This window comes from Kribbella hippodromi (assembly GCF_039531045.1).
Classification (GTDB): domain Bacteria; phylum Actinomycetota; class Actinomycetes; order Propionibacteriales; family Kribbellaceae; genus Kribbella; species Kribbella hippodromi.
The window spans coordinates 235,235-259,211 of record NZ_BAAAPH010000008.1 but is presented as its reverse complement, the minus strand read 5'-3'; the positions used below and the strand labels follow the sequence as shown (position 1 = coordinate 259,211).

General features: G+C 67.4%; 23 protein-coding genes. 4 read left to right on the top strand and 19 right to left on the bottom strand.

What is annotated here, in order from left to right; translation table 11 throughout:
• Position 1 precedes the first annotated feature (1 nt).
• A complete protein-coding gene (locus tag ABD260_RS15185) occupies positions 2-1,174 on the top strand; it encodes an FAD-dependent monooxygenase (protein ID WP_344234146.1) in 1,173 nt (390 codons plus the stop codon).
• Between the two features lie 118 nt (positions 1,175-1,292).
• Here the strand turns inward: ABD260_RS15185 and ABD260_RS15180 are convergent, their stop codons facing one another.
• The 7 genes from ABD260_RS15180 to ABD260_RS15150 form a co-directional block, all read right to left on the bottom strand.
• Positions 1,293-2,240 carry a phosphotransferase gene (locus tag ABD260_RS15180; protein WP_344234145.1) on the bottom strand — a complete coding sequence of 316 codons (948 nt, stop codon included), beginning with the start codon at positions 2,238-2,240 and terminating at the stop codon, positions 1,293-1,295.
• Complete coding sequence (locus ABD260_RS15175) at positions 2,140-3,615, bottom strand: arylsulfatase (RefSeq protein ID WP_344234144.1); 1,476 nt, start codon at positions 3,613-3,615, stop codon at positions 2,140-2,142. The genes ABD260_RS15180 and ABD260_RS15175 overlap by 101 nt, the downstream gene beginning before the upstream one ends.
• Positions 3,612-4,604 carry a LacI family DNA-binding transcriptional regulator gene (locus ABD260_RS15170; protein WP_344234143.1) on the bottom strand — a complete coding sequence of 331 codons (993 nt, stop codon included), beginning with the start codon at positions 4,602-4,604 and terminating at the stop codon, positions 3,612-3,614. The genes ABD260_RS15175 and ABD260_RS15170 overlap by 4 nt, the downstream gene beginning before the upstream one ends.
• A gap of 17 nt (positions 4,605-4,621) precedes the next feature.
• Positions 4,622-5,497, bottom strand: coding sequence for a carbohydrate ABC transporter permease (locus tag ABD260_RS15165; protein ID WP_344234142.1), 876 nt, complete (start codon positions 5,495-5,497; stop codon positions 4,622-4,624).
• Positions 5,494-6,447 carry an ABC transporter permease gene (locus ABD260_RS15160; protein ID WP_344234141.1) on the bottom strand — a complete coding sequence of 318 codons (954 nt, stop codon included), beginning with the start codon at positions 6,445-6,447 and terminating at the stop codon, positions 5,494-5,496. The genes ABD260_RS15165 and ABD260_RS15160 overlap by 4 nt, the downstream gene beginning before the upstream one ends.
• A gap of 3 nt (positions 6,448-6,450) precedes the next feature.
• Complete coding sequence (locus ABD260_RS15155; protein ID WP_344234140.1) at positions 6,451-8,073, bottom strand: substrate-binding domain-containing protein; 1,623 nt, start codon at positions 8,071-8,073, stop codon at positions 6,451-6,453.
• 166 nt (positions 8,074-8,239) lie between these two features.
• Positions 8,240-9,127, bottom strand: coding sequence for a hypothetical protein (locus ABD260_RS15150; RefSeq protein ID WP_344234139.1), 888 nt, complete (start codon positions 9,125-9,127; stop codon positions 8,240-8,242).
• A 181-nt stretch (positions 9,128-9,308) separates the two neighbouring features.
• On the opposite strand from ABD260_RS15150, the gene ABD260_RS15145 reads away from it, so the two are divergent.
• Positions 9,309-9,908 carry a hypothetical protein gene (locus ABD260_RS15145; RefSeq protein ID WP_344234138.1) on the top strand — a complete coding sequence of 200 codons (600 nt, stop codon included), beginning with the start codon at positions 9,309-9,311 and terminating at the stop codon, positions 9,906-9,908.
• Here ABD260_RS15145 and ABD260_RS15140 read toward each other — a convergent pair.
• The 11 genes from ABD260_RS15140 to ABD260_RS15090 form a co-directional block, all read right to left on the bottom strand.
• Positions 9,888-10,907 (bottom strand): LacI family DNA-binding transcriptional regulator, encoded by a 1,020-nt coding sequence (locus ABD260_RS15140; RefSeq protein WP_344234137.1) that lies wholly within the window; start codon positions 10,905-10,907, stop codon positions 9,888-9,890. The two genes, ABD260_RS15145 and ABD260_RS15140, sit on opposite strands and share 21 nt — an antisense overlap.
• Before the next feature lie 13 nt (positions 10,908-10,920).
• Positions 10,921-11,739, bottom strand: a complete 819-nt coding sequence (locus ABD260_RS15135) for a carbohydrate ABC transporter permease (RefSeq protein ID WP_344234136.1) — start codon at positions 11,737-11,739, stop codon at positions 10,921-10,923.
• Positions 11,736-12,644 carry a carbohydrate ABC transporter permease gene (locus ABD260_RS15130; RefSeq protein WP_344234135.1) on the bottom strand — a complete coding sequence of 303 codons (909 nt, stop codon included), beginning with the start codon at positions 12,642-12,644 and terminating at the stop codon, positions 11,736-11,738. The genes ABD260_RS15135 and ABD260_RS15130 overlap by 4 nt, the downstream gene beginning before the upstream one ends.
• A complete protein-coding gene (locus ABD260_RS15125) occupies positions 12,641-13,903 on the bottom strand; it encodes an ABC transporter substrate-binding protein (protein ID WP_344234134.1) in 1,263 nt (420 codons plus the stop codon). The genes ABD260_RS15130 and ABD260_RS15125 overlap by 4 nt, the downstream gene beginning before the upstream one ends.
• On the bottom strand, positions 13,903-15,372 hold the full coding sequence (locus ABD260_RS15120) for a sulfatase-like hydrolase/transferase (protein WP_344234133.1): 1,470 nt from the start codon (positions 15,370-15,372) through the stop codon (positions 13,903-13,905). The genes ABD260_RS15125 and ABD260_RS15120 overlap by 1 nt, the downstream gene beginning before the upstream one ends.
• A 92-nt stretch (positions 15,373-15,464) precedes the next feature.
• Positions 15,465-16,157, bottom strand: a complete 693-nt coding sequence (locus ABD260_RS15115; protein ID WP_344234132.1) for a glyoxalase — start codon at positions 16,155-16,157, stop codon at positions 15,465-15,467.
• Positions 16,158-16,239: 82 nt separating this feature from the next.
• On the bottom strand, positions 16,240-16,980 hold the full coding sequence (locus ABD260_RS15110) for a polysaccharide deacetylase family protein (protein WP_344234131.1): 741 nt from the start codon (positions 16,978-16,980) through the stop codon (positions 16,240-16,242).
• 125 nt (positions 16,981-17,105) lie between these two features.
• Positions 17,106-18,317, bottom strand: a complete 1,212-nt coding sequence (locus ABD260_RS15105) for an ABC transporter permease (protein WP_344234130.1) — start codon at positions 18,315-18,317, stop codon at positions 17,106-17,108.
• The gene (locus ABD260_RS15100; protein WP_344234129.1) at positions 18,314-19,000 is read right to left on the bottom strand and encodes an ABC transporter ATP-binding protein; all 687 of its coding nucleotides are present in this window, start codon (positions 18,998-19,000) and stop codon (positions 18,314-18,316) included. The genes ABD260_RS15105 and ABD260_RS15100 overlap by 4 nt, the downstream gene beginning before the upstream one ends.
• Positions 18,997-20,073, bottom strand: coding sequence for a peptidoglycan-binding protein (locus tag ABD260_RS15095; RefSeq protein ID WP_344234128.1), 1,077 nt, complete (start codon positions 20,071-20,073; stop codon positions 18,997-18,999). Before ABD260_RS15095 ends, ABD260_RS15100 begins: the two co-directional genes overlap by 4 nt.
• Positions 20,070-20,618 (bottom strand): hypothetical protein, encoded by a 549-nt coding sequence (locus ABD260_RS15090; protein ID WP_344234127.1) that lies wholly within the window; start codon positions 20,616-20,618, stop codon positions 20,070-20,072. Before ABD260_RS15090 ends, ABD260_RS15095 begins: the two co-directional genes overlap by 4 nt.
• A 78-nt stretch (positions 20,619-20,696) precedes the next feature.
• On the opposite strand from ABD260_RS15090, the gene ABD260_RS15085 reads away from it, so the two are divergent.
• Together ABD260_RS15085 and ABD260_RS15080 are read left to right on the top strand one after the other, a co-directional pair.
• On the top strand, positions 20,697-21,386 hold the full coding sequence (locus ABD260_RS15085) for a response regulator transcription factor (protein ID WP_344234126.1): 690 nt from the start codon (positions 20,697-20,699) through the stop codon (positions 21,384-21,386).
• Positions 21,383-22,843, top strand: a complete 1,461-nt coding sequence (locus ABD260_RS15080) for a sensor histidine kinase (protein WP_344234125.1) — start codon at positions 21,383-21,385, stop codon at positions 22,841-22,843. The genes ABD260_RS15085 and ABD260_RS15080 overlap by 4 nt, the downstream gene beginning before the upstream one ends.
• Here ABD260_RS15080 and ABD260_RS15075 read toward each other — a convergent pair.
• A complete protein-coding gene (locus ABD260_RS15075; protein ID WP_344234124.1) occupies positions 22,812-23,942 on the bottom strand; it encodes an XdhC family protein in 1,131 nt (376 codons plus the stop codon). The two genes, ABD260_RS15080 and ABD260_RS15075, sit on opposite strands and share 32 nt — an antisense overlap.
• Between the last annotated feature and the right edge of the window lie 35 nt (positions 23,943-23,977).

Here is a 23,977-nt window from a genome sequence, read left to right as displayed (position 1 = left end):
GATGTACGCGATCATCTGTGGTGCCGGAATCACCGGGCTCGCGCTGGCGAACCGGTTGTCGACGCTCGGCCACGACGTGACCGTTCTTGAGCGCAGTCCCGCGCCGCGCCGGCAGGGGTACATGATCGACTTCTTCGGTCCCGGGTACGACGCGATCCGCGCGATGGGCCTGCTGCCGGCGCTGGAGCAGGTCGCGTATCACGTGGACGAGGCAGTCTTCGTCGACGAACACGGCCGGCGGCGCGGCGCGATCGGCATCAGCGAGTTCGCCTCGGGCGACCTGGCCAGCGTGATGCGGCCGGACCTCGAACAGGTCCTGCGCGAGAACCTCCCCGCCGGCGTGGACCTCCGGTACGGCGCGACGCTCACCGCGGTGACGCCGCAAACGGACGGCGTACGGGTCGGGCTGGCGGATGGTTCGTCCTTGGACGCGGAGGTGCTGATCGGTGCCGACGGCATCCATTCCGCGGTCCGCCGGTTGGTGTTCGGGCCGGAGGATTCGTACCTGCGGTTCCTCGGCTTCCACACTGCTGCGTACAGCTTCGACGCGCCGGGGATTCATGACGAGGTCGGCGGACGGTTCTGCATGACCGACACGATGGGCTGCCAGTTCGGGTTCTATGCGTTGCGGGACGGGCGGGTGGCGTCGTTCTCGGTCCACCGGACGTCCGATCCGGCCGTCCCGAGCGATCTCCGCGCGGGGATCAGGTCGGCGTACGCGGGGCTCGGCTGGGTCGTACCGGAGGCGCTGGCGCACTGCCCGGGCGACGAGGACATCTACTACGACCAGGTCGCGCAGATCGTGATGCCGCGGTGGAGTTCCGGCCGGGTCGTACTGGCGGGTGATGCTTGCGGCGCGGTGTCGCTGCTTGCCGGGCAAGGTGCATCGCTGGGAATCGCGGGCGCGTACGTGCTTGCGGACAAACTCACCCACGCACCGACGATCGACGCCGCTCTACGTGAGTACGAGCAGGTGTGGCGCCCGGTCGTCGAGGAAAAACAAAAGACCGGCCGCTCGGCAGCACGATGGTTCCTCCCTCGCACGCGCACCGAACTGGTCGCCCGCCGGCTACTACTCCGCATCCTCCGAGTACCAGGCCTACGCAGCCTCCTACCAGCCGCCTTGGCCGGCAAACCCACCACCCTCATCCACGACCTCCAGCCGGTCCACTAGCTCGATTCTCGGCAGCTGGACAGTACGTATATGTCCACTGCCGCTCGATCCGGCCGGTGGTACCGCCTGCGGGGTGGGGCAGTGGACGTATACGTACTGTCCAGCTGCAGGTCGAGGTTCAGCCCCAGGTCAGGGGGTCCAGGAGGCGGTGGAAGTGTAGGCGGCGGGGGTCTGGGGTGGGGAGGCCGTATGCCTGCAGGAAGGGGGCTGGGTCGGTGGACCATTCGTCGTGGAGTTGGGTGGTGGTGAGGGCGAGGTCGGCGTAGCGGTCGGCGAGGCCGAGGCGGCCGAGGTCGATCAGGCCGGTGACTTCGAGGGTTTCGGGGTCGAAGAAGATGTTCGGGAGACAGGCGTCGCCGTGACAGACGACCGGTTCCAGGTCCTCCTCGATATAGGGGCGCTCGGCCACCACTTGCGCGAGGAGTTCGCTGGGTTCGAGCAGGCGCCATTCGTCGGTGAGGAAGTCCGGGTTCACCGCACCCCGGCGGACCACGTCGGTCGCGGTAGCAACAACCGACTCCAGCGACCGCTCGAACGGACAGTCGGTCAGGGAATGCAGGTACCGGAACACCCGCCCAAGACTCTCCATCGCCCGCTCGTAGGACTCCGGCGGCAGAGCATCACCAGGCACACCAGGAACTGCAGAAGTAATCAAACACGCCCCGCCGGAGGAGGCGAGGGCGCCGCCCGCAGACGCTCCGCGCCAGGGAGGTGGTGTTGCACCGGTTGACGGCGGGGCCGACTCGCCGTGTGACGAAAGCGCAGAGCCGCCCTCCGAGGGCATCGGCGACTCCAGCCAGTCCACGACTGTTGCTCCGGGCAACCCGGTGCCGGCTAGCCAGGTGATTCGGTCTCGTTCGGCGGACAGGTCGGCTACTCCGGAGGGGGCGCAGCACTTGGCGTACAGGTTGTCTCGGCGGTAGACGGTGGTGTCGGACTCGCCGACGTCGACGACTGTCCAGTTGTCACCCGGTGGCTTGTGCAATTCGGTTCCTGGTGTGTTCGAGGATCGCGGTGACAGGCCGGCCGGTGACCAGCTCGCCGTCCGCGACGAAACCCTCTTCACGCCCGGTCAGGTCCTGGATCAACCGCGACCGCCACAGTGAGCGAAGGTCCGGCCGCGAGGAGACCAGGTTGTGCAGCTCCCCCGGATCCGCCTCGAGGTCGAACAGTTGCTCAACCCCGCGCGCCGACCCCCACACGTACTTGATCTTCCCGTCGGTCACCCACTGTAGAGACTGATCAAAATGCAGATGCTCACCATGCAACCACTCCCGCACCGGCCCACCGCCCGACCCTCGCAGGTACGGCGCCAGCGACCGCCCATCAACCGACGAAGGCACCGGCACCCCGGCCAGATCCAGCAGCGTCGGCATCAAATCCCGCAGCTCCACGACATGATCGACCACCTCACCCCGCGATGCACCACCAGCGGAAGGACGATCCGCGACGATGAAAGGCACCCGCGCCGACCCTTCGTACGGCACCGACTTCCGGAACATCCGGTGGTCGCCCATCATCTCGCCATGGTCGGACGTGAACGCGATGATCGTGTCGTCGTACACCCCGAAATCGACCAGCGCTTCCCTGATCCGGTTGATCTGCAAATCGATCTGCGCCATCAACCCGTAATACCCGGCCCGGGCCCGATGCACGACCCGATCCGGCAGATCCCCGATCGACGCCTGATAATCCCCGTCCTGCCGGAACTCGTCCCAATCGCCTTCCCAGTCCCCCAGCTCCCGGGAGTACGGCGGGAGCGCGTTGTACTGGTCGTACGCCCACGCCGGCGGATCGTACGGCGGGTGCGGCCGGTGAAACGACAAGAATAAAAAGAACGGCCGCGACGGATCCCGCCGGTACAACCATTCGATCGTCTGGGTACCGATCCACGACGTCGGATGCAATTCCTCGGCTTTGTCCCACGGCCGCGCGACCACGGAATTGCAGTTCACCCCATGATCGAAATACTCGGCATCCGGCGAAACCCCCGGCTGCCGCCGCAACCACGGCACATAATCGTCGAAGAACCCGAACTGCTGCCGATGCGTACGCCGCGCATGATGCAAAAACCCGTCATGCAAGACAACATCGTCGAATCCCAGCCGCGCCCGCTCCGGCCAGACATGCATCTTCCCGATCGCCTGCGTGTGATACCCGGCCCGCCGGAACTCACCTTGCACAGTCACCGGATGCGCGGCGTCGAACGGCACCCCATCCGTGTACCCGACCCGCCCGTGCCGCTCCTGCGACTGCCCAGTGAACAACGCGACCCGCGCCGGTACGCACGTAGGCGTTGCCGAGTACCCGCGGCTGAACCGCACCCCGTTCCGCGCCAGCTCGTCCAGATGCGGCGTCTCGACGTACGGGTGCCCGGCGCACGACATCGCGTCGCCCCGCCACTCGTCTACGCAAATCAGGACGACGTTCGGTGCGCTCAAGAAGACTCCCGGACCAGTAGTTGCCAAGGAAAGTCGAAGACTTCGCCCGGCGCGCCCTCCCGGTCGGTCAGCCGGCCGACGATGATCCGGGCCAGCGCGTCGTTGAAGTCCACCGGCCCGACCGTAGACAACGACGGGTCGAGCCGCTCCCCCTCCGGCGTGTTGCCGACGCCGATGATGGCCAGCTCCCGCGGTACGTCGATCCGCAGCCGGTGCGCCGCCCGGACCGCGGCGATCGCGGCGAAGTCCGTTGTGCAGTAGATCGCGGTCGGCCGGTCCGGCCGGGTCAGCAGCGCCATCGCCGCCCGGTACGCGCCCTCCGGATGCTGCTCGAAGATCTCGATGTCCTCGTTCCGCACCGGCCGGCCGGCGGCGCGGAGGGTGTTCACGTACGCGTCGAAGCGGGCGAAACCGTTGGTCCGGGAAGTCAGCGCACCGATGCGCTCATGCCGTTCGAGCAGATGCTCCACGGCGAGATGACAGCGCGGCTCCGCGCCGGACCGGATCACGTCGAAACCCTGTGGCTCGAGGGTTTCGCTGAACGCCACGATCTGCACGCCCTGCGCCGCGAACGCTTCCAGCTCGGCGATCTGGTCCGGCTCCGGTTTGATGCTGTCGATGAAGATCACATCCGGCGTCCGGTTCGCCAGGACCGTACGCCAGTCGCCGTCCGCGACGATCAGCGCGGTCTTGCCGAGCGGCGACACGGCCGTACTGACCGTGGCCGCGACTGCCTGCGACCACGGGTCGGCGAGGTAACTGAGCGACAGCAGCACCAGATCGGACTTCCCGGTCCGGATCGCCCGTGCCGCGTCGTTCCGCCGGTAGCCGAGCCGGGAGGCAGCCTCCCGGACCCGGTCCGCGGTGGAGTCCTTGATGGTGTGACTGCGATGCCGGCCGGACAGCACGTACGACACGGTCGCGACCGAGACGCCGGCCTCCTTCGCCACCATCCGCAACGTCGGCCGCTCGGCCGCCTGTGAGGACATGAACAGATTCTCGCAGATCAGCCCTTGACCGCACCGGTGATGACACCCTTGGTGAAGTGCCGTTGCAGGAACGGGTACACCATCGCGATCGGTACCAGCGCGACGACCACGACGGCCATCTGCAGGGACTGCGGTTGCGGCAGCGGTTCCACCCCGAGCTGGTCCGCCGACAACGACTTGCCCTGCAGGACGTACGTCCGCAGGATCACCTGCACCGGCCACTTGGACGTGTCGTTCAGGTACAGCAGCGCGTTGAAGAACGCGTTCCAGAACCCGACCGCGTAGAACAGCCCGACCACCGCGATCACCGCCTTGGACAGCGGCATGATGATCTGCCGGAGGATGGTGAAGTCACTCGCGCCGTCGATCCGCGCACTCTCCAGCAACTCACCCGGCACGTTCATGAAGAACGTCCGCAGCACGACGAAGTTGAACGCACCCAGCGCCCCGGGCAGGATCAGCGACCACAAGCTGTCCAGCAGGCCGAGCTGCTTCACCACCAGGAACATCGGGATGATGCCCGGCGCGAACAGCAGTGTGAACAGCACCATCAGCAGCACCGGCCGCCCGAACAGCACCGGGCGCGACGTCGCGTACGCCAAGGCGATCGTCACCGCGAGCGCGATCGCCGTACCGACCAGCGTGACGAAAACGCTGACCATGATCGCCCGTCCCATCAGGCCACCACTGAAGAGCGTCTGGTACGCCTTCAAAGTCGGATGCGACGGCCACAGCACGTACCCACCGGCGTCGATGATGTCCTTGTCGCTGGCCAGCGACGTCGAGATCACGACCAGGATCGGTACCACGATCACCAGCGCGAACCCGCCGAGGATCACGCCCTTGATCGCCTGGTACCCCGGCGACGGATTCTCTTTCCATACGGGTCTCATGAGCGCCTCTGGAAGATTCCCGGCTCACCGAGCCGGTGAGCGAGCGAGTTCGCGCCCCACAGCAGCAGCGCGCCGACCACACCCTTGGCCAGTCCGGCCGCGGCACCGCTGCTCCAGTCGCCGCCGACCACACCCGCGTAGTACGTGAATGTGTCGAGCACTTCCGCGGCGCCCGGTCCGACCGAGTCGCGTTGCAGGATGAACTGCTCGAACCCGACGCTGAGGATGTCACCGATCCGCAGGATCAGCAGCAGCACGATGACCGTACGCAGTGACGGCAGGGTGATGTGCCACATCCGCCGCCAGCGCCCCGCGCCGTCCGCCGCGGCCGCCTCGTACAGCGAGACGTCCACGGTGGTCAGCGCGGCCAGAAAGATGATCATCGCCCAGCCCGCGTCCTTCCAGATCAGCTGCGCGACCACGAGCAGCGGGAAGGTGTCCGGGTTGGTCATGAACGGGATCGGGTCCAGCCCGGCGTGCCGGAGCAGGTTGTTGATGAACCCGGCGCCGCCCAGGGACTGCTGGAACAGCGTCACCACCAGCACCCAGGACAGGAAGTGCGGCAGGTACGCGATCGTCTGGAACCATCTGCGCAGCCGGTTGCTGACCAGCGAGTCGACGATCAGCGCCAGCCCGATCGGCACCGGGAAGAACAGCAGCAACTGAACTCCGGCGAGCAGCAACGTGTTCCGGAGCGCGTCCCAGAAGTCCGGGTTGTCGTACAGGCTGAGGAAGTTCTGCAGGCCGTTCCACTCGCTGTGCATGATGCCGAGGTACGGCTGGAAGTCCTGGAACGCGACCACGTTGCCCAGCACCGGCAGGTAGAAGAACAGCAGCAGGAACACCACGCCGGGGATCATCAGCAGCACCATCTGCCAGTCCCGCCGCCATTTGGCGGCGAGCGGCAGACCGCTGCTCACCTGCTTCTTCGAAGCGGATCGTTTCAGCATCACTCAGGACCCGGTGACCGGAACGCTCGACGGCAGCACGGCGGCGAACTCGTCGCGCATCTTGTCACCGCCACCGGACTTCCACCGCTTCAGCGCGGCGTCGTACGCGTCCATCTTCTGCCGGCCGGTGACGATGTCGATGATGGTGTCCCGGAACGCCGAGGTGATCTTCGGGCCGAGCTTGCTGCTGGTGTCGGAGTACGTGCCCGCGGTCGGGTTCCGCATCGCGTACTTCAGCAGTTCCTGCTCGGTCGCGTAGATCTTCTTGGTGTCGTCCGGGAAGGCCGGGTTGAAGATCACGCTCTCCGGCGCGTTCATGATCTGCAGCGCGCTGACCAGACCCGGCGCCTGCTGCGTACCCGCCTTGGTCAGCACCGGGTTCTTGTTCGCGTCCAGCTGGTACTGCTGTCCTTGCACGCCGAAGTTCTTGACCAGGTACTCCTTGGTCCCGAACGGCGCGGACAGGTAGTCCATGAGCGCGAGCAGTTCGCGGATCCGGCCCTCGTCGGTCTTCTTGAACGGGGTGAACCCGACAGTGCCGTAGCCCATGTCGTACACCGGCTTGGCCTTGCCGTCGTGGCCGAACGGGATCATCGTGTCCACGAACAGGGTCGGGTCGAGGTTGCGGAAATCGGCGGTCGCGCGCGGGCCGACCACCACCTGCGCGGCGATCTGGCCGTTCACGGTCTTCGGGGTGGCGTCGGCCAGGTTCAGGTCCGGGTAGAAGACCTTCGCGGCCCAGAGCTTGGCGGCGTACTCGACCGCGGCCCGGTAGTTGTCGGTCTCGTACAGGTGGGTGAGCGACCGGTCCTGGTTGACCCGCCAGGTGTTCGGCGCACCGAACCACTCACCGAACATGTGCAGCATGTTGACGATGGCCGGCTCGAGCGCGTAGTTCGTGCCGTTGCTGAGCTCCTTGCACTTGGCAAAGAACTCGTCGGCGGTCTTGCACTGCAGGCCGCCGACCTTCGCCCAGGTCTTCGGGTTGCCCATCATCACCTGGCCGAACGGCGTGGACGGGATCGGGGCGCCCCAGATCTTGCCGTTCACCACCGCAGTCCGCCAGGAGGCCGGCTTCAGCGCGGCCAGGTTCGGGTACTCCAGCACCGCGTCACCGGACAGGTACTTGGTCAGGTCCTGGAACTTCGCCTCCAGCATCGGCCCGATGTTCGGGATGCCCTGGTTCGGCGGCAGCCACATCAGGTCCGGCAGCGAGTCGCTGGCGAGCAGCGTGGCGAACTTCTCCGGGTAGCCCGGGTCGGTCCCGATGGTGAGCCGCAACTCGGCGCCGAGCGCCTGGTTCAGCGCCTGCCACATCGGGTTGCTGCCCATCGGCGGCGGCGGCGTCGCGAACGTCTCGGTCAGCGCGGTGACCGCGTTCTTCAGCGGCGGCGCCTTCACGCTGGCGACCGCGTCCGCCGGGAACTTCAGGAAGCCGGGCTCCAGGCCGGACTCGGCCCCGGGCAGGTCCGGGCGCAGTCCCTCGAACGGTTTGTACGTCGGCAGCTTGAGGTCGCTCGACGCCTTCGCACCTCCGCTCGACGCACCGCCGTCACCACAGGCCGCGAGGGTCGAACCGGCTACCGCCGCACCGGTTACCTGCAGAAACCGCCGCCGACTGATCATAGCTGCTCCAAGTTTCGAAGAAGTGCTCACTAACACTCACTTAAACGTTAACCCGGACGGTAAACCGAGGCTGGCCCCTGGCGCAAGACGCAACCCGCAAAAGAGCCGGCGACCGCGGGACTCGAGAACCCGCGGCCGCCGGCCGTCTTGTCACCTCAGCGTTCGATCAGCACCGCACGATCAGCCCGGTCAGCGCGGTACACGTCCGGCTCGCCTTGTCGTTCGTTGCCACCGGGTCACTCGGTGAGCTGGCCGTACGCTGCGCCGTACCCGTCAGCGCACCGACCGTGAGCAGTCCGGTGTCGGCAGTGATCGTCCGGGTCGTACTCGCACCACTCGCCAGCGAGGCGATGTCACAGTTCACCGACCTGGACGTACCCACCCGCGTACACGTCGTGCCCGCGTAGGTGAGCCCAGCCGGGTACGCGCCCACCACCCGAATCCCGGTCGCGTCGGCCGGACCGTTGTTCTGCACGGTGATCGTGTACGTGATCCGCGCCGTGACCGCGCTCCGGACAGCGGCCGTCATCGAGACCGCGAGGTCCGCGGCCGGCGGCGTGTTCGGGGTGATCGTGATCGTCGGCCCGGAGAAGATCTCGAACGCGTAGTTGTCGGCCAGGAACTGGTGCCGCAGGATGAACGGCTCGGACTTCGGGTTGTCCTTCACCCGCAGGGTCCACACCACCGTCCGGCTCTCCCCGGCCGGTACGTCACCGAACGAGGCGCGGAAATGCGCTCCCTCGGCAACGAAACAGTTCGCACCCGTACAGCTGACCAGCTCCAGCCAGTCGGTCAGCGTCTGATCCTTCGCGTACAGCGCCGCCTTGGCGCCCTCGAAGGTGAAGTCCGCGACGTTGGTCACGGTCTGCGTGACCGTGAACGTCTCCCCCGGACTCAAGGTCGTCTGACTGACCTGCACCGTGGTGCTCGGCGGATCGTCCGCCGACGCCGCCACCGGTACGGCCAGCGACGCCCCCACGATTCCCGTGATCAGTGCAGCACGAAGCAACTTCCAGGCATGCACGGCAAGCCCCCCATCCCCATGAGAATTCATCCCCATTACAGCTGCCCCCACAGCCCGCCGACGGCGGTGCCAGCAGTATCCAAGCCCGCGCGTGGGTGGTCAACCGCTCGCCCACCGACACGAATTCGTAATCAACCTTTCCCGGCGCCACGGTGTCTCAGGTGTTGTGCCGCTCAGACGGGGCGGGCACCGATCAAGGGGGAAACACAGCATGAAGCGGTTCGGGATGATCACCGGAATGGCAGCACTGGCCGGCGCGGGTGCGCTGATGGTCGGCGGGGCGGTGCCGAGTCAGGCAGCGGTTGCCTCCAGCAACAGTGTGAGCAGCAGCTCCGCGGTGACCTACAAGACCCGGTACTTCAGCCACTCCAGCGAGGGTTACCACGCCAGCGCGGTGCTGCCGTCGACCTGGCGGTCGGTTGTCCTCGGCACCTGGCAGACGCGGTTCGATGACACCAAGCAGAACCGGATGATCCGGTTCAACATCTCGTACAACCCGAACATCAGCACCGTCACCGCGCTGAACCGGAAGATCGCGGCGCTGAAGAAGGGCACCCGCGGCCTGCACATCGTCGGTACGTCCACGGTGACGATGAAATCCACCACCGGACAGGGCCCGATGCGCGTGAGCACGGTCGTCTACACCTACCGCAGCGGCAAGGACACCCGCTGGGTCGCGACCCGGTACGTGGGCGTGGCCGGTACCACGACTGCCGACTCCGAGATCTCCACCGCCGGTTCGACCCGCGACGCGAAGCTGCTCGGCACCGTACTCAACAAGGCCACCGTTTCACTCACGCTGGCCGGCTGAAGTCCCGATACCGGCCGTGCTTTCGCGGACCACAAGGCTGAACGGAGCCTCGAGCCGGACCGGTTCGGTGCCCGGGCGCTGATCGCGCAGGGCTTGCAGTGACAATCGGGCGATCGCGACCCGATCGGGGGCGACCGTGGTCAGGGTGGGGAGCGTGGCCAGGTCGTAGGGGATGTCGTCGAAGCCGACGACGGCGACATCCTCGGGAACGCGCAGCCCGCGGAGGACGAGGGCGCGGATCGCACCCATCGCCAGCCAGTCGGTGGCGGTGAAGATCGCGTCCGGCGCGGGGTGGCCGGCGTCGAGCCAGTCGCCGAGGGTCCGCTCGGCGTCCTGGCCACGCAGGCCACCGGTCGGCAGGACCAGGTCCTCGTCGACCCCGAGGCCGGCGGCGGTCAGCGCGTCGCGGTAGCCGTTGATCCGCTCGTCGTCCATGCCGGGGCCGGGCGCCAGCGCCATCACCTGCCGCCGGCCCAGCGACAGCAGATGGTCCGTAGCTACCCGGCCGGCCTCACGGTTGTCGATGCCGACGTGGTCGGCGTTCAGTTGCGCGGCGGCCTTCTCACCGAGCAGTACGAGCGGCAGCGCCGGGTCCCGTTCCTGAATGTCCTCGGCGGTGAGACCGAGCGGACTCATCACGATCCCGTCCAGCCGGGCCGGATGCCGCTCGGTCAGCAACGCAAGCTCGGCCTCCCTGCGGCCACCGGTCTGGTGGAACTGCACGATCCACCCGAACGCCTCGGCCTCGTCCAGCATCCGCGCGGCCAGCGACGCGAAGTACGGCCGATCCAGCTGCGGTACGGCGAACGCGATCACGCCGCTCCGCCCCTGCGCGAGGTTTCGCGCCGCGATGTTCGGCCGGTACCCGAGCTTGTCGATCGCCGCCAGCACCCGCTGCCGAGTCTCTTCCCGGACATGCTCCGCCCCGTTGACCACATTGGACACGGTCTTCATCGAAACCCCAGCGGCCTCGGCTACATCGGTCAAACGGGGTCTCATGCTCTAGATCTTGTCATTTGAGGCCGGTGTGGGCCATTCCAGCGAGGATGCGGCGTTGGAAGACGATGAACACCACGACCACCGGCACCAGCGTCACCACGCTCATCGCGAACAGGGCGCCCCACTGCGAGCTGCCGGTGGCGTCCAGGAAACCGCGCAGGGCGATCGGAACGGTCAGCTTCGTCCGGGTGGACAGGTAGATCAGCTGTCCGAAGAAGTTGTTCCAGGTCCAGATGAACGAGAAGATCGCCGTCGTCACCAGCGCCGGGGACAGCAGCGGCAGGATGATCCGCCGGTAGATCCCCCACGCCCCACAGCCGTCGATCCGCGCCGCGTCGTCCAGTTCGACCGGGATCGACCGGATGAACTGCACCATCAGGAACACGAAGAACGCGTCCGTGGCCAGGAAACTCGGCACGATCATCGGCCAGAACGTGTCGATCCAGTCCAGGCTCCGGAAGATCGAGTACTGCGCGATCAGCGTCACGTGCGCCGGCAGCATGATCGTCGCCAGCATCAACCCGAAGAGCGCCTTCCGGCCGACGAACACCAGCCGCGCGAACGCGTACGCGGTCAGGGAACACGTCAGCACATTGCCGATCACCACCGCCGCGCAGATGATCAGCGAGTTCATCAGGTACACGCCGAAACTGGTCCCGGTCGACGACCAGCCGAGCGCGTAGTTGCCGAGGGTCGGATGCTCCGGGATCAGACCGGGCCGGGAGAAGATCTCGGTGTTCGGCCGCAGTGAGGCGCTGATCATCCAGAGCAGCGGATAAAGCATGATCAGCGCGCCCGCGATCAGGCCGGCGTGGGCGAGTACGCGTTTCATCGGCGGGCCCCTTCGTCTCCGTAGAACACCCAGCGGCGGCCGAGGACGAAGTTCAGTCCGGTGAAGACCGCGATGATCAGCAGCAGGATCCAGGCCATCGCGGCGGCGTACCCCATCCGGAAGTTGCCGAACGCCTGCTGGTACAGGTAGAGCGTGTAGAATAGCGTCGAGTCGGACGGTCCACCTTTGCCGCCGCTGATCACGAACGCGGGCGTGAACGCCTGGAACGCACCGATGATCTGCAAGACCAGGTTGAAGAACACCACCGGCGACAGCAACGGCAGCGTGACCCGCCAAAATCGTTGCCATCGGCCCGCACCGTCGACCTCGGCGGCCTCCAGTACCTCGTCCGGGATCTGCCGCAGTCCGGCCAGGAAGATCACCATCGGCGCACCGAACTGCCAAACCCGGAGCACGATCAGGGTCCACAACGCCGTACCGGGCTCGGAGATCCAGCCCCGGCCGTGAATCCCGAACACGCCGAGGATGTCGTTGAGCAGACCGTCGCTGCCGAAGATCTGCTGCCAGAGCAGGGCGATCGCGACACTCCCACCGAGCAGGCTGGGTACGTAGTACAGCGCCCGGTACACCGCGAGCCCGCGCAAACCTTTGTTGAGCAGTACGGCGACCGCCAGCGCGAACGCCATCTCCAACGGCACCGACACCGCGACGTAGATGAACGTCACCTTCAACGACTGCAGGTACCTCGAGTCCTGGAAGAGATCTGTGTAGTTCTGCAGGCCCTTCCATTCGGGCGTGTTCAGCAGCGCGTAGTCCGTGAACGAGTAGTACAGCGACAGCAGCATCGGTCCGATGGTCAGCCCGACCACGCCGATGAACCAGGGCAGCAGGAACAAGTACGCCGGCCCGCTGCGCCGCAGTCGCGTACCGAGCGAATCACTCACTGGCCGAGGGTCTTTCCGGCCAGGTCGACGAACTCGGTCGCACCGGACGCGGGCGTCGCCTTGCCGAAGCCGATGTTCTCGGCGATGCGGCCGAAGCCGGTCAGCAGCTCGCCGTACCCTTTCGGCCACGGTTTCGGCGACGGACCGACCTTCCCGGCCAGCTCTTCGACGTACTTGATCGCCCGCGCACCGGCCGACCCGGCGTCGGCCGACACCAGGTCGCGGGCCTTCTTCGACGGCGGTACGCCGAGCAGGATGCCGATCGCCTTGATCGCCTTCTCGTCGTTCAGCAGGAACCCGATCAGCTTCGCCGCGTCCTCCGGATGCTTGCTCGCGGCCGACACGCACCACAGGTCGAGGCCCTTGACGAACTGACCCTTCAGATCACCCGCCGTACCCTGCGGCACCGGCAGCACGCTCAATGGACTCTTCACCAGCGGCTGGTAGAACGTCACCTGCTGGACCCAGCCGAACTGCACCGGAGCCTTGCCCTTGGCAATCAACGACTTCTCGATGGCGGTCGTCTCGGCGCTGACATTCTGCGCCGGCGTCGCCTTCGCGGCCCGGAGATCGGCCCAGTACTGGAACCACTCCTGCACGGTGTCCTTGCTGGTGGCAAGCTTTCCGCCATCGTCGGCGAACAACTCGGTACCGTGCTGACGGGCCCACACCTCGAACAACTGGAAGTTCCCGGCCTGGTCGCTGGAGCCGTACGATCCCTGCACTGCACCCGCGTACCCCTTGGCGAACTCGGCGAACTTGTCCCACGTCCAGCCCTGCGCCGGCACGCTGCCACCGGCCTGCTTGACCGCGGCCTCGTCGACGTACATCGAATAGCTGATCGAGCTTTGACCGATGCCGAAGTTCTTGCCATCGGCAACGCCACTGCTCGCCACGTCCTTGTCCAGACCGGACGTGTCGATCCCCAACGAACCAAGGTCCTTCAGCGCACTCCGCCCGGCGTAGTCACTGAAGTAGCTCATCGACATCCGCAGTACGTCGGGCGCGTTGTTGCCGGAGGTCTGCGTGGCCAGCTTGTCCCAGTAGTCGTCGAACGGCGCGCTCTCCGCGGTGTACTCGGCGCCGCCACTCGCCTTCCAGGCGTTGAGGGCGTTGTTGAGCGCCTTGGTCACCGGGTCGGGCCCGTACCAGGAGACCCGCATCGGCCCGGACTTGCCGCCGGAACAACCGGGGAGCATCGTCGCGGCAGCGGTGGCGGCGCCGAGGCCCAACAGGGTCCGGCGGGTGAACTTGGTCATCAGTGGTTCTCCCTGGTTGTGGCGGCCCAGCGCCAGTTGTGGGCCTGGCGAAGCGGTACGTAGTTGCCCTTCGGGAGGTCGTCGGTGAGCCGCGCCTGCCAGCGGGCCAGCTGGTGCAGCAACCGGGCCCGGACAGCCAGGTGACGCACGTCGTCGAAACGGTTGTCGAGCTCGGCCGGGTCGGCCTCCAGGTCGTAGAGCTCACCCGCGAGATCCGCGTGCACGACGAGCTTCCAGCGGCCACTGCGCAACAGCCGGGCCGCGCCGGATTGGGTGACGGTGTTCAGTTCGTCGAACGTCGGGCCGTCGTAGTCGAAATGCAGCGGCGGGCGATCGGTCACGTCGTACGCGCGGCCGCCGTAGCCCTGCTCGGCGATGATGCTGCCGAACTCCTCCGCCGGAGCGTCCGCGCCGTGGGCGAGCGGGAGCAGGCTGCGACCTTGAACACCGGCCGGGATCGGCTGGCCGACGGCCTCGCAGATGGTCGGGAGTACGTCGACGATCGAGACCGGCTCGTCGCGTTGCTGCACGGCGATACCGTCACCGGTCACGATCAGCGGGATGCGCATCAGGAACTCGGACAGCCCGGCACCCTTGCGCTGCAGGCCGTACTCACCGACGTAATCGCCATGATCGGCCAGCACGATCGTCAACCGCGGCCGGTCGCGCTGGGCGAGACCGTCATGCAGGCGGCGGATCTGATCGTCGAGCAAGCGCAGCATGCCGAGATAGTTGGCGGTGTAGCGACGCCAGTTGTCGTCGTACCCGGGGCGTTTCTCTTCCTGGAGCGTCCGCAGCCACGCGTACGCGCCGCCCTTGGCCTCGGCTGCTTCCGGACCGGTACGGCGATCCGGGACGTCCTCGGGTTTGACGAGGTCGAAGTACGGCCGCGGGACCTGGTACGGGTTGTGCGGCTCCGGATACGAAACCCAGAACAGGCCGGGTTGATCGGGATCGGCCGCCTCGACCGCAAGGATGGCGTCGGAGGTGATCCGGTACGGCAGCTGGCACTTCAGGTCGTACGGCGTCGGCTCATCGGCCACGCCATGATCGAGACGGTCGAGCCAGGCGTCGAACTCCGCCTCGCCGGCGTTGTGCTCGGGGCCTTGGGTGTGGAAGTACGGGCCCGCGTACGTGTCGAAGTCGGCCGCTGCTCTGTGCATATGCGGTTTGCCCGCGAAGTGCAGCTGGTAGCCGGCGGTCCGCAGTACATCGACCAGGTCCTCGGCGTACCGGGCGTACTCCGCGGTGCTGTTCTGCCTGACTTCATGTGCGCTGGGGAACCGGCCGGTCAGCAGACTGGTCCGCGCCGGAACGCACGCCGGAGCGGCCGTGTACGCCTGCCGGAAGTCCGTGCCGGCGGCCGCGAGCCCGTCGACGAACGGCATCGTGTCCACCGGATACCCGCTCCGCCGAGTCAGCCCCACCCGCTGCTGATCGGTCATCACCACCACGATGTCGGGACGCATCGCCCTGCTTTCCACTCGATTTACAGCGCTGTAATGCAGCGCTGTAAACCTTGCAGCAGCCGAGTCCCCCCGTCAAGCCCCGGCTGCCCGTCTCAGGGGTTGACCCCTGAGCTGGTGGGTTTGGCCACGAAATTCTCGGGGGCCAAGCCACCGTCCGAGGGGCTGACCCCTGAGGGGGCGGGCGCGGGTTCCCAGGTGAAGCCGTCCGGGTCGGTGAAGTTTCCGGCGTCCGCGGTCAGGGCGAGCCGGTGCGAGCCGGTTCCGTCGGCGGGTACGCCGGCGTCCTTGGCCAGCGCCTTGCGCCCGTACAGCGCCAGCTTCAGCGGACCGGTGGTGTCGAACTCGACGTACTTGCGCCCGAAGCTCTTCGCCACCGTCAGCCCGTGCTCGACGTAGAACTTCTTGCTCACGGCAACATCCGCGCAGCCGAGCAGCAGCACCACCGAATCGATCGCCCGGGTCGCCGGGCCGGTGTCCTTCTTCTCCGACGTCGCGATCTTCCAGATCGTGCCGTCCGGCGCCTGCAGCGTGCCGCCGTACCCCCAGAACGACTTGGTGACCGGCTTGATCACCGTCGCCCCGGCGGCGATCGCGCTCTCGAACAAGCTGGTCACCGTACTCGGCTGACCCACCGTCAGCGACAAGGTGAATCCCCGGAAACCGGACGTTGCCGCACCGGACTCCCGTACCCGCACCTGCTCGGCCAGCCCGAAGGCCTCTGCCAGGAACCGCTCGGCCGCTGTCTTGTCGGCCACTTCCAGAACCACACCATGAAGAGTTGTCATGCCTTCAAGGTAGGTAGCCGCGGCACCCAGCCGCTTCTCGATTCCTGACCGCTTCAGCAGGCCGGCCGGATCAGTAGGCCGATCAGCAGGACAGGGTGGCGAATCCGTACCCGCGCGCCGCCAGCTTGGTCAGCGCCTGGTCCACCCCCGCGACCGTCTGCGACCGGTTACCGCCGCCGTCATGCATCAGGATGATCGCGCCCGGCCGCGCACCGGCCACGATCCGGTTGGCGATCGTCGCGGCGCCCGGCCGCTTCCAGTCGTTGGTGTCGACGTCCCACAGCACCTGCTGCATCCCGTCCCGCTTGATCTCCGCCTTCACCCGCGGATTGGTCGCGCCGTACGGCGGCCGGAAGCACTTGGTCTGCATCCCGTTCGCCACCTGGTGGTGCAACTGCGCGGGCGACAGCTTGGTCAGCTTCGGGTGCGAGATCGAGTGGTTACCGATCGCGTTACCGGCCGCACGCACCTCGTCGACCAGGTCCGGATGCGCATCGGCGTGCTCCGCGAGCTCGAAGAACGTCGCGTGCGCGTTGTGCTTCGCCAGCACCGCAAGCACCTGCGGCGTCCACACCGGGTCCGGCCCGTCGTCGAAGGTCAGGTAAACGACCTTCCCCTTCGCCTGTTCAACGGACTTGGTAGTCGCCGCCGTACTCGGCGTGTTCGAGCTGGACGGGCTTGCCGAAGGCGTCACCTTCACCGAATGCGGTGCCTGCGCCGCACTGGCCTTCGTACCGCCCCCCGACACCGCCGCATGCAGACTCCAGATCGCCACCGCAGCCCCGATCGCAAGCACAATCGGCAACCTGACCTTCGTCCACATCTCCGAACCCCCAAGCTCGTCCCAGCAGCGCCTCTACAACCACACAAGACGCCCCGACCCCCAGGAAAGTTGACCCTTTCGGGCACTGTCGCCGACCTCACAGCCGCACGCAGCGTGGAAACCCGCTAACTGGCAGCCAGCGCTTCGGTTGGTGGCAGCCTGGCCGCGCGGACCGCCGGATAGAACCCGGCAAGACAACCGATCACCAACGTCGCGCCGACCCCACCCGCCATCGCCCAGACCGGCACCACCGTCGGCCAGTGCTGATAACTCGCGTACCCGGCGGTGACCGCGATCCCCAAGGCAACGCCGCCGGTTCCACCGAGCGCGGACAGTAACAACGACTCGCACAGGAACTGCCCGCGAATCTGACCGCGCGTCGCACCCAGTGCACGCCGGAGACCGATCTCGGCCCGTCGTTCCAGCACCGAGATCACCATGGTGTTGGCAACCCCAACGCCGCCGACCAGCAACGCCACGGCGCCCAGTCCGAGCAGCAGACCGGACAGCGCTTCGTCCGTTGCCTGCTTCGCTTCCAGAGCGTCTGAGGGCCGAGACACCTCGACCTCGTTCGGGTTCTCCGGATTTGCCGTCGCGCCGAGCACCTGCTGGACGTCCTCGACCTTCGCGTCCGCCGCCCGCGTGTAGATGGTGGTCGGATACCCGTCGAACGCCAGTTCGCTCTTCGCGACCGGCCACCCGACCAGGGCCGCCGAGTCCAGTTCGGGCGCCAACTCGTTCGCGGCCATCACACCGGCCACGCTGAACCACCGATCACCGAGCCAGACCAGTACGCCCGCGTTCACGTCGTACACGCCGAACTCCTGCGCCGCCTTCGCACCAAGGACGACCGCCGGGTAGTGCTCCAAGGCTTCGTCGAGCCATCGCCCCTGCACGAGGTCGATACCGATAGTGCCCGGGAGGTCGATCCGGGCCGCGTACACAGAGATGCCACCGGTCTGCACGGCCGGGACGTGATCGTTGCGGTAGACCTTCGCCGCGGTCTTGCCGATCGCCGACACCGATTCGACGCCGTCGATGCCCCGGACCATCGGCACCGACTGCTCCGGGAGATGCGCCGCACTGCCGCTGAACGTCTGACCGGGCGTCAGCGTCAGCAGGTTGGTACCGAGCGCGGCGAGTTTGCGATTGAGCTCCTCCTGGCTGGACGTGGAGATCCCGACGACACCGATCATCGCGGCAATCCCGATCGCGATGCCCAGCGCCGACAAGAACACCCGCAACGGCCGCGTACGCAGCCCGGAACCACCGGTACGAAGCGCGTCCACCGGACTCAACCGGGCCGGCTTGGGACGCGGCAGGGTTTGCGTCGTCATGCGGTCACCCGCAGATCCGAGTCGTACTCGATCCGGCCGTCCTTGAGCCGCACCTGGCGGGGCAGCGACGCCGCGATGTCCCGATCATGGGTGATCACGACCACTGTCGTCCCGGCGTCGTGCAGCTCGCGCAGCAGCTCCATCACGACCGCGCCGGAGCGAGAGTCGAGCGCACCGGTCGGTTCGTCGGCCAGCAAGAGCGGCGGCGCGCCGACCACTGCGCGGGCGATCGCCACCCGCTGCTGTTCGCCACCGGACAGTTGGTGCGGCTCGTTGGACATCCGGTGGCCCAGTCCGACTTGCTGCAAGGCCTCCCGGGCGCGACGGCGGCGTGCGCGCAGCGGCAGCCCGCGATACAAGATCCCGTCCGCGACCGCATCCAGCGCGGGTACGCCCGGAGCCAGATGGAACGACTGGAAGACGAATCCGATCACGGCGGCGCGCAACGCGGACAGTTCCCGGTCGGACAGGTCGTTCACGTCGTGACCGTCGATCCGGACCGTACCGGAGGTTGGGCGCGCCAACGTTCCGATGATGTTCAGCATCGTCGACTTGCCGGAACCGGACGGGCCGACGATCGCCAGCAGCTCGCGCCGCTGGACCACGAGGCGCGCGTCGGCGAGGGCGGCAGTTTCGCCGTAGCGCTTGGACACGCCGGTCAGTTCCACAATCGGTGGCCTCATTCCGGAATCCCCACCTTCAGGCCTTTGGTGATCCCGGCACCGGAGATCTCGACCAGACCGTCCGCGAACATACCGAGCTTCACCGGCTTGTACTCCACGCCGCTTCCGGTCACCGCCTGCACCGCGTACCCACCACCCTCGCGCGCCACCAGGGCGTTGACGGGTACGGCGAGGATGTTCCGGCGACTCTCCGCCGCGACCGTGACGTTCACCGGAGCGGCCTGGTACCGGCCGAGCTTCTTCTGATCGGCGACTGTCAGCGTGACCGGCAGGGTGACCGTGCTGCTGTCGCCCGAAGCGCCAGACTTTGCGGTGGCCGTGGTGCCGATCGAAGCAACGACTGCCTCCACCTCGGTCCCGTCGGGCAGCTCGACGATCGCCTTGGCGCCGACCTTGATCAGGTCCTCGTACTGGGTCTCCAGCTCGACGGTGACGACCCGCCCGGTACCGGTCCAGGTCAGGACCGCGCCGCCGGCAGGCGTACCGAGGATTCCGTTGACGACGGCAACCCTTTTGGGGCCTGAGGCAACTACCACTTCGCCGGGTGCGATGGTTCCGGTTTCCTTGCGGCCGAGGGCTTCCTGCCAGGCGCGTACGGCGGTTGCCGTCCGCGCCGTGTACTCGTGATCCACCGTGAAGCCGGTGTAGCCCAAGGCGCTGAGGTTCTGTTCGAGCATGGTGACGTCCGGACCTTCCGACCCGACGGTCAGCGTGCGATAGAGCGGCGTCGCACCGTACAGGAGTGGCACCTTCTTCGCGTCCACGCTGTAAACGGGCTCACCGCGAGTGAGTACCTGACCCGCCGCGGGGAGCCAGGTGAGGGTGCCCGCAGCCTGGCCGGCCACCTGTACGGGTGTGGTGCCGCCGTACCCGAGCGAACCGTCCACGGTCTCGGTGCGCGTCAGGGTCGTCTGCTTGACCTCCGCCGTACTGGACGGGGTGGACGCGGTTGCCGAGGAAGTGCTTCCGCTGCCGGTGCCGAGTACGCCGGTAGCAGCGACCGCGCCCGCAGCGCCGACCGCGCCGAGGGCCAGCACGATCACCGTGGTGCGGACGAAAGGCCGGCGTCTCACTTGCCGCCTCCGCTTTGCATCGTCAGGTTTCCGGCCGGGCGCTTGTCCTCACAGGCCTCCAGCGCGGAGTCCAGTGGCCCGCCCGGCTCGTTCGGCACGTTGGTCATGTCGATGACCGTGACCTTGCCGTCGATCTCGGGGTCCGGGAACTGCGGAACCCCGTGGTCCCGCACGCATTTCGCCCACACCCGCGACTTCACCAGGTCGGCCGGCTGACCGCCGGCCGACTCGTTGTCGATCTGCGGGATCAAGTCCTTGCAGGCCTCCTGCGCCTTCTTGAACGACGCCGACGACGGATCGACGCCGGAGTCCTTGCCCAGCACCTGACTGCCGTTGTCACTCGGGTCCGGGAAGTTCTTCACGCCGTTCTCACGCATGCACTTGGCGAACTCGAGTCCGCGATCCTTCGTACTGCTCGGGCTCGCACTACTCGATCCCGTCGCCTCGGGTGAACTGTTTCCGCAGCCCACCAGCAGCACACCGCTCAGTACGGCGGCGGCCAGCGCGGCGGTCCGTACGTACGCCCTTGCGGTTGTTCTGCCCATCGTCGTCACTCCCAGGTCAGGCCGGCGCCCTGCACGCCGATCACTCGCGGACCTTGGCCACCGGCGATTGCGAGAGAAATGAACAGCGAGGCAAAACCGCGGCTGCTGGTGGTCGAAGACGAGCCGAATCTCCTCGAAGTCCTGGCCGGCAGTCTCCGTTACGCGGGTTTCGACACCGCGACCGCGACGACCGGGCAAGCGGCGCTGGCCGAGGCCAAGCGGCACCGGCCGGACGCGATCGTCCTGGACGTGATGCTGCCGGACCTGGACGGGTTCGAGGTGTTGCGCCAGCTGCGGACCAGCACCACCGCGCCGGTCCTGTTCCTGACCGCGCGGGACGCCACCGACGACAAGATCCGCGGCCTGACCATCGGCGGCGACGACTACATCACCAAGCCGTTCAGCCTCGACGAGGTGATCGCGCGGATTCATGTCGTGCTGCGCCGGCAGTACGTCGCGGTCGCGAGTCCCCGGCTGGTCTTCGCCGACCTCGAACTCGACCCGGAGACGTACGAGGTGTGGCGGGCCGGCAAGTCGATCGCGCTGTCGCCGACCGAGTTCAAACTGCTCCGCTACTTCATGACGAATCCCGGCCGGGTGCTGTCCAAGGCGCAGATCCTCGATCACGTCTGGAACTACGACTTCCGCGGCGACAGCGGGATCGTGGAGACGTACATCCACGCCCTGCGCCGGAAGATCGGTGAGCCCGGCAGCCGGCTGATCCACAACCTGCGCGGCGTCGGGTACGTGCTGCGGACCGACCGGTGAATCGGCGGCCGCTCGCCCGGCTGCCGTTGCGCGTACGCCTCGTGGCGGCCGTCGTCCTGCTGGTCGCCGTCGCCCTGGTCGCGATCAGTGCGATCGGAGTGGCTGTCCTCCGTGGACAGTTGGTGGATCGGCTGGACGACCAACTGTCGGCGGTCGTCAACTGCTATCCGGATGTGCCGCTGGCCAAGAATCCGGGCGAGCCACCGACCGACGGTGCCTGCGGCGGGCGCGGCCTGTACCGGGTCCAGCAGCGTGACGCCAACGGGACGGTGGTGAACGATCATGGCCAAGCGACCGGGGGCCCGGAGGTGCCGGCGGATGCTGCGTGGCTCAAAGCGCATACCGGTACGCCGGTGACCGTGGCGGCGCTCGATGCCGATGCCAGCTGGAGGGTCCTGGTGAAGCCGCTGCCCGAGAACTCCGGCTGGGTGGTGGTCGCGGCCGCGACGGGTGAGCTGGACTCGACGATTTCCGAACTGATCCGCATTGACCTGATCGTCGGTGCGCTTGGCCTGTTAATGCTGTCGATCGTCAGCGTGGTGCTGATCCGGGCCGGCCTGCGACCACTCGCCGAGGTCGAGCAGACCGCGGCCGCCATCGCTGCCGGTGACCTGTCCCAGCGCGTCCCCGACCATCCACCGCAAACCGAGCTCGGCCGCCTTTGCCGGGCGCTGAACACCATGCTGCACCAGATCGAGGAGGCGTTCGAGGCGCGAGCTCAATCGGTGGCGACCGCCCGGCGATCGGAGGAGCGGATGCGGCGGTTCGTCGCCGATGCCGGACATGACCTGCGGACACCACTGGCCGTGATCCGCGCCTGGGCCGACCACGCGCACACCGGCCCGCCCCGCGACCGCGCCGACCTGGAACGAATCCTCGCCACCGTCGGCACCGAAGCCACTCGCGTCAGCACCTTGGTGGATGACCTGCTCCTGCTCGCCCGCCTGGACCAGCAACGCGCCCTGGCCCGTCAACCGGTAGACGTACTCGCGCTGGCCATCGACGCCGTCCGCGACGCCCAGTTGCTGGCTCCCGACCGCGAGATCACCCTGGCAGCCGACCACAGCACCGCGTACCTGGTCTCCGGCGACGACCTCCGCCTCCGCCAGGCCCTCACCAACCTGACCACCAACGCCCTCACCCACACTCCGGCCGGCACCCCCATCACCCTCACCCTCAGCCCTGGAAGCCTGCACGACGCCCCCGCCCTCATCCTTGACGTCACAGACCAGGGTCCGGGCTTGACCCCCGAGCAAGCCGACCGGGTCTTCGAACGCTTCTACCGCACCGACGCCGCCCGAACCTCCACCGGCGGCTCCGGCCTCGGCCTGTCCATCGCCGACGCCCTGATCACCGCCCACGAAGGCACGCTCACCCTCCACCCCACCCCCGGAACCGGCGCCACCTTCCGCATCACCCTCCCCCTCAGTTCGCCTGGTGGTGGATTGGGCCGGTGAGGGTGGAGAGCGGCTTCCCGGCGCCGCCCCAGGTGGTGGCGATGATCTCGGCAGCAATGCTGATCGCGGTTTCCTCCGGTGTGCGGGCGCCCAGATCCAAGCCGATCGGACTGGACAACCGGCTCAGCTCAAGGTCGGTCAACCCAGCCTCCTGCAAGCGTTTCAGGCGGTCGTCGTGCGTACGCCGAGAACCCATCGCGCCGATGTACGCGACCTCGGGCAGGCGTAGTGCGATCTCCAGCAGTGGTACGTCGAACTTCGGGTCATGGGTGAGTACACAGATCACGGTCCGCCCATCGATCCGCCCGGCAGCCGACTCTGCCGCGAGGTAGCGGTGCGGCCAGTCGACAACCACCTCGTCGGCTGATGGGAATCGGGTGGCCGTGGCGAACACACCACGGGCATCGCAGACCGTCACCCGGTACCCAAGAAACGACCCGACCCGCGCCACCGCGGCAGCGAAGTCGATCGCGCCGAACACCAGCATTCGCGGCACCGGCGCGTACGACGAAACGAACACCCGCATCCCGGCACCCCGCCGCTGCCCGTCCGGCCCGTACTCGAGCGTCTCCGACCGACCGTTCGCCAGCAAGCCGCGTACGTCATCAACGACCGCGTCATCCATCCGGTCCGAACCGAGCGTCCCGGTGATCGCGGCACCTTCCGGCCGTACGACGATCCGCCGCCCGACCCGCGCCGCATCCGGATGCGCCACCACCGTCGCCACCGCGACCGGCCGCCCCGCCTCGATGTCGGCCGCGACTTCACCCAGCTCCGGGTACGACGTGCGATCCACGCGCTCCACGAACACATCCAGGATCCCGCCGCACGTCAGCCCGACCGCGAACGCCGACTCGTCACTCACGCCGTACCGCTGCAGCACGGGTTCACCCGACGCGACGACCTCCTCACCGAGCTGATACACCGCGCCCTCGACGCACCCACCGGACACGCTGCCGACCGCCTCGCTGTCAGGCCCGACGAGCATGGCCGCACCCGGCAGCCGCGGCGCCGACTTGAACGTCGCCACGACGGTTGCCATCGCCACCGGTTGGTCGGCGTTCCACCACTCCAGCAGCCGGTTCAGCACCTCACGCATCGCGGATCACTCCCTCAAACGGCTTCGGTCGCGCA